The 14,663-nt window shown below is 40.7% G+C and carries 9 protein-coding genes; 4 read left to right on the forward strand and 5 right to left on the reverse strand.

Features of this window, described 5'->3' with window-relative positions:
• On the forward strand, positions 1-1,215 hold the full coding sequence (locus C8P64_RS04845) for an ABC transporter permease (RefSeq protein WP_108170896.1): 1,215 nt from the start codon (positions 1-3) through the stop codon (positions 1,213-1,215).
• Here the strand turns inward: C8P64_RS04845 and dusB are convergent.
• The 4 genes from dusB to C8P64_RS04865 all read right to left on the reverse strand — a co-directional run bounded on the left by dusB (position 1,200) and on the right by C8P64_RS04865 (position 8,934).
• A complete protein-coding gene (gene dusB, locus C8P64_RS04850) occupies positions 1,200-2,192 on the reverse strand; it encodes a tRNA dihydrouridine synthase DusB (protein WP_108170897.1) in 993 nt (330 codons plus the stop codon). The two genes, C8P64_RS04845 and dusB, sit on opposite strands and share 16 nt — an antisense overlap.
• 73 nt (positions 2,193-2,265) lie before the next feature.
• Positions 2,266-4,689: an outer membrane beta-barrel protein gene (locus C8P64_RS04855; RefSeq protein WP_108170898.1), complete on the reverse strand. Its 2,424-nt coding sequence runs from the start codon at positions 4,687-4,689 to the stop codon at positions 2,266-2,268.
• Positions 4,690-4,821: 132 nt separating this feature from the next.
• Positions 4,822-7,770: a serine hydrolase domain-containing protein gene (locus tag C8P64_RS04860; protein WP_108170899.1), complete on the reverse strand. Its 2,949-nt coding sequence runs from the start codon at positions 7,768-7,770 to the stop codon at positions 4,822-4,824.
• A 15-nt stretch (positions 7,771-7,785) separates the two neighbouring features.
• Positions 7,786-8,934: an acyltransferase family protein gene (locus C8P64_RS04865; RefSeq protein WP_108170900.1), complete on the reverse strand. Its 1,149-nt coding sequence runs from the start codon at positions 8,932-8,934 to the stop codon at positions 7,786-7,788.
• A gap of 217 nt (positions 8,935-9,151) precedes the next feature.
• Here C8P64_RS04865 and C8P64_RS04870 point away from each other — a divergent pair, with 217 nt between their 5' ends.
• The 3 genes from C8P64_RS04870 to C8P64_RS04880 are packed head-to-tail and all read left to right on the forward strand — an operon-like array spanning position 9,152 to position 13,327.
• On the forward strand, positions 9,152-10,423 hold the full coding sequence (locus C8P64_RS04870; RefSeq protein WP_108170901.1) for an ROK family transcriptional regulator: 1,272 nt from the start codon (positions 9,152-9,154) through the stop codon (positions 10,421-10,423).
• A 28-nt stretch (positions 10,424-10,451) separates the two neighbouring features.
• Positions 10,452-12,371 (forward strand): glucosamine-6-phosphate deaminase, encoded by a 1,920-nt coding sequence (gene nagB / locus C8P64_RS04875; protein WP_108170902.1) that lies wholly within the window; start codon positions 10,452-10,454, stop codon positions 12,369-12,371.
• A 17-nt stretch (positions 12,372-12,388) separates the two neighbouring features.
• Positions 12,389-13,327 carry an N-acetylmuramoyl-L-alanine amidase gene (locus C8P64_RS04880; protein ID WP_245889656.1) on the forward strand — a complete coding sequence of 313 codons (939 nt, stop codon included), beginning with the start codon at positions 12,389-12,391 and terminating at the stop codon, positions 13,325-13,327.
• A 101-nt stretch (positions 13,328-13,428) separates the two neighbouring features.
• Here the strand turns inward: C8P64_RS04880 and C8P64_RS04885 are convergent, their stop codons facing one another.
• Positions 13,429-14,652 (reverse strand): C40 family peptidase, encoded by a 1,224-nt coding sequence (locus tag C8P64_RS04885; protein ID WP_245889657.1) that lies wholly within the window; start codon positions 14,650-14,652, stop codon positions 13,429-13,431.
• Positions 14,653-14,663 lie beyond the last annotated feature (11 nt).

Raw genomic sequence — 14,663 nt, forward strand, 5'->3', positions numbered from 1 at the left:
TTGAAGTTCCCGCTCTACATCGCCAAGAGGTATTTATTTACCAAAAGCAAGAGTAATGCAATCAATATCATTACGATCATTGCAGCGATTGGAGTGTTTGCCGGGGCTTTTTCGCTATTTATAGTTCTTAGCGGATTCTCCGGTCTCAGGGATTTCAGCCTCTCTTTTTCGAATGAATTTGATCCCGATCTTAAAGCAGTTCCTGAACAGGGAAAGGTTTTAAACATCTCTGAAGAACAGCTGAAAAAACTACAGCAGGTTCCCGAGATCACTGAATTCAGCAAAATCGTTGAAGAACGGGTCATCCTTAGTTATAAATCCAAGACCAATCCCGCTTTTATCAAAGGCGTGGATGAAAATTACCGAAGAGTCAACCAGATAGACAGCGCTGTGGTTTTTGGAACCTGGCTTACCGAAAGTGAACCGCAAGTGGTTATTGGTAATGGCCTCTCGCGATTACTGGATATTGGAACTTTCAATTACCAGAACCTTTTAAAGATCATGGTACCAAAGCCCGGGAAAGGTGCGATCACCATGACCAACCTGCAGGATGCGTTCAGCTCCAAGCAGTCTATAGTTAGTGGAATTTACAGTGTAAATGAAGAACTGGATGATAAATATGTGTTCACGCACATCAATTTCGCGAAAGAACTTCTGAACATGGGAGAAAACGAATATTCGGCGGTGGAATTCAAGTTAGATCCGGAAGCTTCCGTAGAAGATGTGACCGAAAAGATAAACGAGATCTTTGCAGGAAAAGCGACCGTAAAAACAAGAGCAGAACTGAATGACGCACTAAATAAAATGCTGAATTCAGAGAACCTGTTCGTTTACCTTATTTTCACCCTGGTCCTTACTATAGCTTTATTTAATGTAGTAGGATCTATCATTGTCATGATCCTGGATAAGCGGGAGAATATCAAGACTCTTTACAACCTAGGAGCCACTCCAAACCAGATCAAGAATATTTTCTTTTTACAGGGAATGCTCATGACCGGGCTCGGCGGCATTATAGGTCTGCTGGTCGCGATAGTTCTAATTTCTCTACAAATGAATTATGACCTGGTAATGATCACTCCTAATTTGCCTTATCCCGTGCAGATGAAAGTCCAGAACATTTTGATCGTACTTATCACAATATTCACCTTGGGACTTATCGCTTCATATATTGCAGCAGGAAGAAGTAAAAAAGCGCTTGCTCAGGCAAATTCGTAACCTGCGAACTCTTTCTCTACCTCATCAAAAGCCTTGAATACGTCTATAGAATCATCGCTGGTCACCATCTTCATGCGGTATTCCTTGAAGTGCGGAATTCCCTTAAAGTAATTTGTATAATGTCTACGAGTTTCAAAAACCCCTAATTTCTCACCTTTCCAGTCGATCGCCATTTGCAAATGCCTTCTGGCAGCTTCTACACGCTCTTCTAATGTTGGAGGCGCCATATGCTCACCGGTTTCAAAAAAGTGTTTCACTTCCCTGAAAAACCATGGATAACCAATACTCGCACGGCCAATCATCGCTCCATCCAGACCAAACTCATCGCGCATTTTCACGGCTTTTTCAGGCGAATCAACATCACCATTCCCAAAAACAGGAATATGCATTCTTGGATTATTCTTCACCTGAGCTATTGGCCCCCAGTCTGCCTCACCTTTATACATCTGCGCACGGGTACGCCCATGTATGGAAATAGCCTGGCAACCTACATCCTGTAACCTTTCAGCTACCTCAACGATCTTGATAGAATCGTGATCCCAGCCTAATCTTGTTTTTACAGTAACAGGTAGTTTGGTGTGCTTCACCATGGCTTCCGTTAGGGAAACCATAAGGTCGATATCCTTAAGGATACCGGCACCGGCACCTTTGGAAACCACTTTTTTCACCGGGCAACCAAAGTTGATATCAATAATATCTGGCCCAGATTTCTCTACAATCTCTACAGACTGCAGCATGGATTCCAGATTAGCTCCAAAGATCTGGATACCAACCGGGCGTTCCTTTTCGTAAATATCAAGTTTCATGGTGCTTTTCGCCGCGTCGCGAATAAGCCCTTCAGAAGAGATAAATTCAGTAAATACCACATCTGCTCCCTGTTCCTTGCATAAAGCACGGAACGGCGGGTCACTCACATCTTCCATCGGTGCCAAAAGCAACGGGAAGTCTCCTACATCTATATTTCCAATTTTTGCCAAAGCTTCTCTTTTTCAGGTCGCAAAATTACTAAATAATTCCTTTGGCTGAAAATAAGTTAATTAGGCTGCTAAATTATTGGTTTTTAGATTCAAGACGGGCGCTTTCTTCGGCTGTGATAGCACGTTTGTTATCACCCAGTTTGAAATTCCCAAATTTATATGTGACTCCAAACCTCACCATACGCGACTCCGGCATAGCAAAAAAGGAGTTATTCTGATTTAGATATTGCGACCTCATAGGCATGTTCATAGTATTGAAAATATCATCAACGTTTACCGTAGTTACCAATCTGGAATCGAAGAAAGTTTTTCTAAGACCAAAATTCAACCCGAACTGAGGTTCTTCAAACTCATAAGACCCAACGATATAATCTGGAATATAAGTGGTAGTTACTTCACCAGAAAAAGTTCCGTCTTCAGATAATGTAAAGAAATTACCCGCATATATATAAGCGCCAAAAGCATCATTGGTAACTATCTGCCCCCCGCTTTCCAATGCCGGGAAATCATTCTGCATATAGAAGAAAGAAGTATAGGCAGTAATAGACCACCAGTCGTTCAGGTAGTCGTAATACCCGATATCGAAACTATATTGCTGACTAAAATCCATGTTCAAACTGGAAGAACGAAGATTCCTGTTCTCATTATCCTGAAATGGCATGGTCGCGATTGCATTATTTGCTTTATCCCAGTACAGGTCGAAATATAACTTGTTCTTATAACTGTAGCTGAACTTGATCATATTCGAGATAGCTGGCATAAGATCTGGATTCCCGTCCTGAAAATTATTTTCATTCAGGAAATACCTATAAGTATTCAAATTCTCGAATCTTGGCCTGGTAATTCTTCTGCTATATTCCATTCCAAAAGAATGATCGTCTGAAGCATTATAATTCAGGTAGAAAGTAGGGAACAATTCAAAATAATCCTGTGAATTGACCAATCCCTGGCTTTCAGAAATTCCCTGCACATCTGTATACTCTCCGCGTAATCCTAACTTCATCGACCATTTTTCCCAGTCTTTAGACATACTGGCGTATGCCGCATAAATATCCTCTTCATAATCAAGATTATCAGATAATTCTGCCGAAAACTGCCTGTTCCCGGTATTGGTATCAAAATAATCCTGCCCGCTTTCAGTTCTTAATCCCGAATATTTTAATCCGGTTTCGAAACTTGTAGATCCCAAAGGCGTGGCAATATCTACCTGCCCGGTATAGATCTCACTATTCTGCTTTGCTTCCGTAGAAAAAGAATTATCCCTAATAAAAGTATCGTCCTCCTCAAAATAATTCGTCATGATCTGCTGACTCTGGCTGTTATCGTAATTAATATAGTTAGCAACAGCAGCTAAAGTCCCGTTCTCTCCCAAACTGGTGTTGTAAGTAGCTGCAAGAAGTATATTATCTGTAACACTATGTAGGCGACTATCTGTGGTAAACAATGAATCCAGCGAATTGTTACGGTCATAGATATTGGTGAGACCGCTGATATCACTGTCAGAATCTGGTGTGATCTGTATATTGGCGCTCAGGCTAAGCGTGCTTACTTCACTAAGTGTAAAATCCAGGATGGTGTTCAGCGAATGAGAATACGTGAGCGTATTCCTTTCAAAATCTGTTATCCATCTGGAGTCTACATCACCGTTAGGTCTGTAATATTCTATAAAACCTTCGTCCCTTTTTACCAGGTCGCGGTCGTTATAATTGTAATTAACGAACATATTCAACCAATCTGTTTTGTAATAATGACTGGTACCTACACTGTATTTTGGCTCAATGGCAATGGTGTTGGAAGCGTTCACACTCCCTTTATAACCAATAGAAATATTCTTTGAAGTCTTGATATTAAGAATTGCACCACCTTCAGCATCATATCTTGCCGGTGGATTGGTGATCACTTCAACAGATTTAATATTCTCTGCGGAAAAGCCTTCCAGTAATTGCTGTAATTCCTGAGAACTTAGATATACTTTACGGTCATTGATATAAACCGTGGCAGGCCTGTTCTTCACCAGTAACTGTCCCTGGCTAAGAATAACCCCGGGTGTTCTTTTTAAGATCTCGAAAGAATTACCTGTAGATAAAGTGGTATTTTCAACTTCAAAAACCAGGCGGTCTATCTCCCTGCTAATCTTTGGCTTCCTGGCGTTTACCACGACCTCATCAAGAGCATCTGAAGCTTCCTGCAAAGTGATCGTATTCACCCTGGTATTTCCTTTGACCTTAATTTTCTGAAGGGATTCCACATAACCTACGAAAGACACTTTCAATAAATAAGAACTGTCCTGGACATTTTCAATTAAAAAAGTTCCATCATCTTCCGAAATGGAGCCTTTATAAACGCTGGTGGAATCTGTGGCGTTCAAAAGGATCACGTTAGCAAAGGCCACGGGATCGTTATCTTGATTCTGAATTTTTCCTCTGAGGTCGCTTTGGGAATAGACCGCACATGAAAATATCAGTAAGATCAGGGGGGTGAACTTATATTTCAGCATAAAGTAGGTTAGCGTAATATTCAATAAAATATCGACAAATATATAATTTATTGAATACTTAAGCCCGTTTTTAATGATTCTCTCAACAATTCATCATACAATTTAAGGATTGAGGAAAGAAAATATTATCGCCTATTGGATGGCGTCATATAGAGCCTGCTGAATTTGAGTTCGGGTGTTTAATTTATACAACCGGGTATTTTCTCTTGTGGGCTGAACCCTGTTGGAAAGAAAGACATACAGAAGATCTTCTTGAGGATCCATCCAGACCATGGTACCGGTAAAACCGGTATGGCCAAAACTATCTGCGCTGGCATTTTTAGCCGTGTTACTATCTTCTCCTTTGTATTCCAGGTAAGGTTTATCAAAAGCCAGGCCTCGGTGATTATCATTTTCAGGGAACTGGGTTTTGGTGAATTCCTTTAAGGTGGAGTCATCTATATAGCGCACTCCGCCATATTCTCCCATATTCAAATACATCTGCATTAATTTGGCGAGATCATTGGCATTGGCAAATAAGCCGGCATTAGCAGAAACACCGCCCATCATAATTGCTCCCTCATCATGCACATTCCCGTGGATCACTTCATGCCTGAAGTTAAAATCACTTTCTGTAGGCACGATCCTGTCCAAATCGAACTTTTCTGAAGGATTATAAGTAACCGTGGTTGACCCTAGCTTGTCATAAAAGTTCTCATTGATATATTCTACAAAATCTTCCCCGGTGATTCGCTCCACGATGCCAGGTAATAAATAGAACAATAAACCGGAATACTTATATTTCGCTTCCTCTTCCAGCGGCGATTTTTTGATGGCTTTATAGATCTTATCCTTATAATTCCTGTGCAGCCAGAGTTCGTCGCTCACCTTTACCGGATACCTGGCCGAAGAATCTTTTTTAAATGTGTTCCACTTATAACTGCCATTATTCCTCAGGGTAGTTTTCCAATACGGGATCCAGGGTTTGAAACGGGCCTGGTGAGCCAGGATCTGCCTGAAGGGAACATCGGCCTTGTTCGAATTTCTGAAATAGGGCAGGTAATCGTCTATTCCTGCTTCAAGATCGAAATTTCCCTTATCGTATAATTTCATAAGAGCCGGTAAAGCGGTGGAGATCTTACTTACCGAAGCCAGGTCATAGAGATCTGTCTTTTCAACTGCAATGGTATCGCTGTATTTATGTAGTCCGTAAGCTTTATAAAAGACCACTTTTTGATCTCTGGCAACTAAAACAACACCTCCCGGAGTCGCTTTGGCTTCTATGGCCTGATGCATAAGCGAATCTATCGCGGTGCCCAGTTTTTTAGAGTCCATTCCCGCATCTTCAGGCACCGTATATTTAAATCTAAGATTAGTCTTCAGGTCTAAACCATCACCTGCCTTGAATTTTTCGCCAACACTTACGGGTAATTTCCCGGAAGCTCCAATTCCTCCAAAAATAAGCTGAGCGCTAAGTTCTTGGGTAATTTCTGAATCCTGGTAAGCCACCACAAGCGCATCTGATTTTTCTATATCCTGAAGTTTATTTATGACATAAGGATTTTTAAACAGGCTGATGACTGTGTTATTTTTTTGAGCATATTCGGAAATGAAATTTTCGATCTCTTTAGAAAGTTTGATCTCGTTCCTGGGCCTGATGCTGAAATCATGCATACCGATGATCACCAGGTTATACTCCTCTAACTTCTTCTTTAGATCTGTGATATATGAAGCCTTAGCTCCACGTCCCAACTGGAAGTTATGCACATCGGCATAAAGCTTCAAAGTCTTTTGAAATTTGGTTGGTTTAGAAGCACCAATAGAAACCGAAGCTATTTTTAAAGTATCCAGTTTCTGTAATGGTAGTATGGAATTATCATTCTTTAAAAGGGTAAGAGAGGCTTCAGCCAGCTTTCGGTTTAGCCAGATCGCTTCAGGATTATTTACATCCTTCACCACATTCTTTACCGGTATAGGCTCATAATTATCCAGCCCAACCCATTGTTTTACCGCCAGGATCTTACGGCAACGACTATCGATCTCAGCTTGAGTAATCAAACCTTCATTTATGGCATTTCTTATCTCAGCGATGGCTTTTGGAATATCTTCTGAAAACTCCAAAAGATCGTTCCCGGCCAGAATTGCTTTTTTATCAACTTCTCCAGGCTCATTTCCCTCGGCAACGCCTTTCATGTTCATGGCATCGGTCACGATAAGACCTTTAAAACCCAGTCTTTCTTTCAGAATTCCTGAAATAATTGGTTTGGAAAGGGTTGAAGGAGCCCCGGTAGAATCCAGGGCAGGTATGTCCAGATGGGCGACCATAACCCCGCCAATCCCCGCATTGATCAATTCCTTAAAGGGATACATTTCCAGGTCATCAAGTCTTTCAAAAGGATGGTTTATCTGCGGTAAGGCATAATGGGAATCGGTGTCTGTATCACCATGACCTGGAAAATGCTTTGCCGTAGCCAAAAGGCTCTGGCTCTGCATTCCTTGCATATAAGCAATGCCTTTTTTGGTTACATTCAGCTTGTCCTCCCCAAAAGACCTGTAATTAATCACCGGGTTCAATGAGTTATTATTAACGTCTACCACCGGACCAAAATTAATATGCAAGCCGGTTCTTTGTAACTGCCGTGCAATCTCTACTCCCATATCATAGATAAGCTCTTCCCCCTGGATAGCTCCCAGGGCCATCTGGTAAGGAAAACTTATGGTATTATCCAGTCTCATTCCCAGACCCCATTCAGCATCTATTGCTCCAATAAGTGGTACTTCGGCTGCTTGCTGGTAGTCGTTCATAAGCTCCAGCTGGGTTTTTGGATCACCTTGCATAAAGATAAGTCCGCCGATCTTGTACTCTTTGATATGCTTTAAAATCTCTTTTTTATGATCTGGTCCCTTATTAGAAAAAGCCGGGATCATGAACAATTGTGCGATCCTTTCATCTGGAGATAATTTCGCCATTACTGAATCTACCCATTTGCTATTCTCGTATTTCAGAAATTCGGGGCTTTTAGCTACTGATTCCTGTGCCTTTAGGGAAGTACTTAAAATTAATACGGCAGCTAATAACAGAAGGATTTTATTTGATCGCATTTCGACTTAACTCTTTTAAACTTTTATATAAATATTCTTTCTATCCAGGATATAACCAATTAACCACATGAGGAGCATATAGCTAAGAGCAAAAACCAGGGAAGCATTATAATCATTCAACCAGCTTAAATAAAAATTATTGTAGAGCCAGGATTTCATGGACTGGCCTTCAATGAAAATAATAAACATCAGTTGTATCACGACCCCAGACATAATAAAGACAAACAATGGGTTTTTACCGAAGGCTTCAAAAAAGTAGGTCCATTTCTTAAAGCCGAAAACTTCAATAATAAGTATAAGAACACCTAAAATAATAAGATCCCAACCGGTGCTGTAAAGTACGAAGGTACTGGTCCAGATGGCTTTATTTATTGGGAAATATTGTGCCCAGAATAAAGCGATACCTAATAGAACTAATCCCGCGATGGCTAATTTTAAAACTGTTGATCCATTATTCCCATTTTTCTGAATGAATTTTCCAGCGACATAACCTGCCAGAACATTCACGATTGCCGGGATCGTACTCAACAAACCTTCAGGATCGAAAGCTATCCCGAAGCCGCGATAGAGATTTTCCGGAGAAAAAACAAGGAGATCAAGTTTTAAGGCGGCATTGTAATCCAGGCTATATGGATCTGGATGCGTTCCAAAATACCACATAATAAACCAATAGAATAATAAAAGGATAGAGCTAAAAATAAGCACCTGTTTCAACTTAAGATAATGCAGAATGAGTGAACCAAATAGATAGCATAAAGCAATTCGTTGTAAAACTCCCATGATCCTGATCTTACTGAAATCCTTTAAAAAGAACTCCCCCCCTTCTCTGAAAACGAAAGGGAACGCGTTAAGCAATAAACCTATTATAAATATAAGGACGCTCCTTTTAAATATCTTCTTAAGAAAAACTTGCTCAGATTGCTGCTCATATTTACGCAGGCTAAAGCTGGCGGCGTTACCAATCACGAATAGAAAAGTGGGAAACACCAGGTCTGTTATGGTAAAGCCATGCCAGGCGGCATGTTTGAATGGCGCATAGATGGTAGACCAGCTTCCGGGAGTATTCACCAAGATCATAAGCGCTATGGTTAGACCTCTCAGTACATCCAGCGCAAAATATCTTTGTTTATGAACTGATGTTGCTTTGTGCGTAGATTCTTTCATTTTTGAATTTTCTGATCAATTTCATGGTTCACTTCCGATATAATTCCCATAGAACTAAACATAAAAGTATAATTTTTTATTAATTAATAAATCTTAATTAAAATTTTTGTTTAATTGTTTCCAATTAGGGATTTTTTTTATAATTTTAATTTCGGCTTTAGGAAACTTAAATAATTAGCTTATTTTGAGCTGTTTTTAAAAATTCTCAAATCAATATATGACTAAAAATTTACAGGATTTCCTTATCACTAAAGAGGCTCTGACCGACATTAGTAATATCGAAAGAAAAAAGTTTCTACAGAAGATCAAGATCATCAAATATCTCTTTTTGAATGGCAGTACTTCTAATGCTGAAATTTGCTCAAAATTTGACATAAGCCTTCCTACCTCTATGGGCCTCATTAACCAACTAATGGAAAGCGGCATTGTAGTTAAAGCCGGACAGGGAAAGTCTGAAGGCGGTAGAAAGCCAGATCTTTACGGCCTTAAAGAACATTCGTTCTTTGTATTAAGTATACATATTAAGCGATTTAAGATCAAGATCGCTATTACAGATAACAACCATTCCATCATTGAGGAAGCCGAGATCACTACCGAGATCTCTCCAAAATCTAACATCGTTGAGCTTTTACATGAAAAGGCAGAGGAGGTGATCAAAAATTCAGGGATAGATCCTGAAAAAATGCTAGGAGTGGGGATTAGCATGCCCGGACTTGTTTCAACCAAAGAAGGTAAGAACTTTACATATTACCTTACCGAGCAGGAGCCTGAATCGCTTCAGGATAAGTTCGAGAAGAAATTCAAGAAACCGGTAGTTATACTTAATGATACTAAAAGTGCCTGCCTGGCCGAATATAGATTTGGGATTGGTAAGAATAAGGAAAATGTCCTTGTGATTTCTATGGACTGGGGAATTGGCCTCGGCATCATCATGGGCGGTAAAATGCATACGGGACATTCAGGGTTTGCAGGCGAATTTGGCCATATTCCTATGGTAGAAGATGGCCTATTATGCCACTGCGGAAAAAGAGGTTGCCTGGAAACAGAAGCATCTGGCCTGGCTTTGGTTAGAAAAGCAAAAGAAGGATTAAAACTGGGACAAACCTCGGTATTAAATGAGTTGAAAGGCGAAGATTTTGAAAAAATGGATCCTAGCGTCATTATACAGGCCGCTAATAAAGGAGACCAGTTTGCGATCAACTTGCTTTCAGAAATAGGAATAAGCCTGGGGAAAGGTATCGCCATTCTTATTCAGATCTTCAACCCAGAATTGATAATTCTTGAGAGCGAAATTGCCAAAGCCAAACAATTTATTACCACCCCCATCCAGCAATCGACGAATACCTATTGCATGATGCAACTAAAGGAGAAGACACGCATAGAATTGTCTAATCTTGGTCCTAACTCCTGTTTATTTGGAGGGACTATCGCGGTGATGGATGAGATTTTTAAAAACCAGGTTGCCATGCTAAAATCAGATCTCAATTAGAATGATAAAATAAAAACAGCATAAAATTATGGCAAGATTAAACCTATTGGAAGAAACCCGATTTGAAAAATTAGCGGTTAGCGTTTTTCAGGATGAGCATATTGCCTCTAAAAAGGTTGCCCGTAGAATCGCAGATATCATAACCTCGAAACAGGAAAAAGGCGAAAATGCGGTTTTGGGTTTAGCCACAGGGGCTACTCCGGTAGAGGTTTATTATGAACTTGCCAGGTTACATAAAGAAGAAGGTCTTAGCTTTAAAAATGTGATCACCTTTAACCTTGATGAATATTACCCCATGAATCCTGGAGCTAAACAGAGCTATGTAAGATTCATGGATGAGCAGCTCTTCAATCATATCGATATTCCGCGGGAAAATATCCATATCCCAGACGGAACACTTAAAAAAGAAGAGATCGCCAACTATTGCCTAGAATATGAAAAGAAGATCACCGAGGTTGGCGGACTAGACCTGCAGATTCTGGGTATTGGTAGAACGGGACACATTGGTTTTAACGAACCGGGTTCTGCACCAAATTCCGGAACCAGGCTGGTAACCCTGGATGACCTTACCCGTCGTGATGCATCGAGGGATTTTGGAGGGAAAGAGAATGTACCTACCAAAGCCATTACCATGGGAATTGGCACTATTTTCAAGGCTAAAGAGATCATCCTGATGGCCTGGAGCAAGAAAAAAGCTCCGATTATCAGAAAAGCCGTTGAAGGAGAAATATCTTCTAATGTACCGGCGACCTTCCTGCAATTATCAGATAATGTAGAATTTATATTAGATGAAGATGCCGCTTCTGAACTTACCAGATTCGACACTCCCTGGCTGGTAAAGGATTGCAACTGGACCCCACAACTAATCAAAAAAGCGGTCATCTGGTTATCCAGGACAGTTAACAAACCTATCCTGAAATTAACCGAGGAAGACTATAATGCCAATGGTATGGCTCAGCTGGCGACAGAGCAGGGACCAGCCTACGATATTAATATAGATGTATTCAACCAGTTACAGCATAGTATAACTGGCTGGCCCGGTGGAAAACCGAATGCTGATGATTCTCAGCGACCAGAACGAAAAGAACCTTCACATAAAAGATCCCTTATTTTTAGTCCGCATCCAGATGATGATGTCATCTCAATGGGAGGAACCTTCATCAGGCTCGTAGACCAGGGTCATGATGTTCATGTGGCCTATCAAACTTCAGGAAATACCGCGGTTTGGGATACAGATGTTCTCAGATATGTGGAATTCGCCATAGACTTCAACGAAAGTATCGGGGAAGACACCGAAAAGCTCAAGGTCATCTATGAAAAAATGAGGAAGTTCCTGCAAACCAAGGAACCAAATGATATAGACCTCGAGGAGATCCAGGAAGTGAAAGGATTTATTAGAAAGACCGAAGCCATTGCAGGTGCGAGGTATGCCGGTTTAAAGGATGACCAGGTTCATTTTATGGCGCTGCCTTTTTATGAAACCGGGAAAAAAGTTAAAAACCCGGTAACCGAAAATGATGTAAAACTCACGATGGAATTGCTTCAGAAGATCAAACCTCATCAGGTCTTTGCTGCAGGTGATTTTGCCGATCCGCATGGAACTCATATCGTGTGTTTCAGAATAATCCTGGAAGCATTACAGCGCCTGAAAAAGACTGAAGACTGGGTTAAGGATTGCTGGTTATGGTTATATCGCGGAGCCTGGGAAGAGTTCCAGGTACATGAGATCGAAATGGCCGTTCCTCTTTCACCTCAAGAAGTACAGCGTAAAAGACATGCTATCTTCCAGCATCAGTCCCAAAAAGACCGACCTGTTTTCCCTGGTGACGACGAGAGGGAATTCTGGGTTAGAGCTGAAGAACGCAATCGTGAAACAGCCGTGAATTATCACCAGTTGGGTCTGGCCAATTACGAAGCTATGGAAGCTTTTGTGCGCTGGAAATTTTAAAAGAACATAACCTGAAAATGATGAATGAATTTGTGAGAGGTGTTTTTATAATTGCCGCCGGAATTCTTATTTCCTGTAGCTCCAACCCTTATAGAAAGACCAATAAGGTCTACAAAAAACAGGCGAAGGAATACTCCAAACAACTCAAAGAGTTTACTCCGGAAAAGGATGAAGAAACAGACACCCTGAACTATGGCAAATATGCTGTGGGAACTACCAATTTCAACCTTAGAAAGCCTAATTATGTGATCATTCACCATACCGCACAGGATTCGGTAAGGCAAACCTTAAATACATTCACTATACCCAGGGCGCAGGTAAGCGCGCATTACGTTATCTCTAAAGACGGCGAGATTTACCATATGCTGAATGACTATTATCGTGCCTGGCATGGCGGAGTTGGCATGTGGGGTAGCAATACCGACCTTAATTCAAGTTCGATAGGTATCGAACTGGATAATAATGGCGCTGAAACTTTTAGCGAGCCACAAATTCAAAGTCTTATAGATGTATTAAAAGAACTGAAGAAAAAATATAATATCCCTGCGAGAAACTTTATAGGCCATTCAGATATCGCTCCCAGCAGAAAAGTAGATCCGAATAAGAATTTTCCGTGGAAAAGGCTGGCCGAGGAAGGATACGGCTTATGGTATGATGAAGAAGCGGTGGAGAGTCTAAAACTGGCAAACGAATTTTTCCAGGAATTTCCTGAAGGATTTGAACTGGAGCCTAATCATAATACACTTCCAATCCTTGATAAATACATATTCCCGCAGGTAGTGCCGGCAGGTTTTGATCATGCTATGGCTTTAAAAGTGATAGGTTATGATGTTTCAGATCTTGCTTCAGCAATTAAAGCCTTCAAACTTCATTTTATCCAGAAAGATTATGAGAATCCTATCCTGGATGAATATCAAATAAAGGTGCTTTATAATCTTTACCAAAAGTATTTATAATACATCAGATCAATTCCGTGAATGTTATTCTCCCACTCAATATTTTAAGATACTGACATGAATTCAGGATGACGAGATATTGATTCACAGATAAGAACCAATTAGCCTTTTAACGGCTCATCAGCATCCTGATCTATAAAAATATCCTTCTCTTTTAAATATATAAGACCATTATCCTCTTGGTTCAACACTCGTTTGGTCCTTAAATAGCGGTTGTAATTGTATTCATCGAAATCTTCAGCCTCAGTATCCATGTTGCTAATATGAACATCGCCCATAGAATGAATGAACTTATTATCCCCTATCCACATTCCTACGTGGATCACTTTTTCTGAAGTAGAATCTGTCGCCGGTCTTCCGAAGAACAATAGATCTCCCGGGATAAGATTTTCAAAATTCCTGGTGCTGTCTACCTGTATACCAGTATGAACCTGCTGTGAAGCATCACGTGGGATGACCATTCCGTTAAGGAAAAATACTGTTTTGGTGAATCCGCTGCAGTCTACTCCTTTTGGAGAAGTTCCTCCCCATAAGTATGGCAGTCCCATTAATCTCTTAGAAGTTTCTACCAGGTCTTCCTTTTCCATTTCAAGAGAAGAAAGCCAATCCAAATAGGGCCTTGCTTCAGACTTCTCTATAAAAGCTTCTCTCCCATCGGGGTATTTAACCTTATAAAATCCATTTGCTTCGCTTAAAAGCTCTAAAATATCGCCTGCCACAAGATCTGATACACTCTGGGCATCGCTATCTGCCTTTTCATAGGAATTACCGAAAGGTTCCAGGTAAATAAGCTTCTCAGCCGACTTCCATTCTGAGAATTCCTGCGGAGTCTTACCTGAAAGTCCGCCGTAATCAACCCAGCCCAGATATCCGTCAGGGGTTTGCACATAAAACCAGCCCCCATCTTGTTTGTAAACTTTTAAAGGCATTCCTAAAGTAGCCTGAGTGATCAGCTGTGCAGAGTGTTTAGGTTCATCCCTCAAATTTGCCACCGAGATCTTTACCACTCCCATGGTCTTACCTTCCAGGCCTTCACTATCTGGTAACAGCTTTATGCTATCCGTAAATTTGAGATTCTCTGCCTCCATCTTTTGCTTAAGATCATTCACTGCATCCGGAAGGTTTGATTCTCCCCTAAGAACATAAGACTCATCCTTTTTTACAGCTTCTATATCAAAAAGAGCTACACGCTTATCTGGAGCATATTCCTCACGAACCTCAGCAATGATCGCTTCAGATTCGTTGACCTCTTCCTTTTCCTCAGGTTTATCATTACAGCTTATCAAAGTAAAAACCGTGATCGCTAAAAATGCTTTCAATTTCATTTCTATATTCA

The sequence above is a fragment of the Christiangramia gaetbulicola genome, assembly GCF_003054225.1.
GTDB lineage: Bacteria > Bacteroidota > Bacteroidia > Flavobacteriales > Flavobacteriaceae > Christiangramia > Christiangramia gaetbulicola.

What these genes read in the sequence shown, in the direction of transcription:
- C8P64_RS04855 (WP_108170898.1), bottom strand. Translation starts at nt 4,689, where the DNA reads ATGCTGAAATATAAGTTCACCCCCCTGATCTTACTGATATTTTCATGT.
- C8P64_RS04860 (WP_108170899.1), bottom strand. Translation starts at nt 7,770, where the DNA reads ATGCGATCAAATAAAATCCTTCTGTTATTAGCTGCCGTATTAATTTTA.
- C8P64_RS04865 (WP_108170900.1), bottom strand. Translation starts at nt 8,934, where the DNA reads ATGAAAGAATCTACGCACAAAGCAACATCAGTTCATAAACAAAGATAT.
- C8P64_RS04870 (WP_108170901.1), top strand. Translation starts at nt 9,152, where the DNA reads ATGACTAAAAATTTACAGGATTTCCTTATCACTAAAGAGGCTCTGACC.
- nagB (WP_108170902.1), top strand. Translation starts at nt 10,452, where the DNA reads ATGGCAAGATTAAACCTATTGGAAGAAACCCGATTTGAAAAATTAGCG.
- C8P64_RS04880 (WP_245889656.1), top strand. Translation starts at nt 12,389, where the DNA reads ATGATGAATGAATTTGTGAGAGGTGTTTTTATAATTGCCGCCGGAATT.
- C8P64_RS04885 (WP_245889657.1), bottom strand. Translation starts at nt 14,652, where the DNA reads ATGAAATTGAAAGCATTTTTAGCGATCACGGTTTTTACTTTGATAAGC.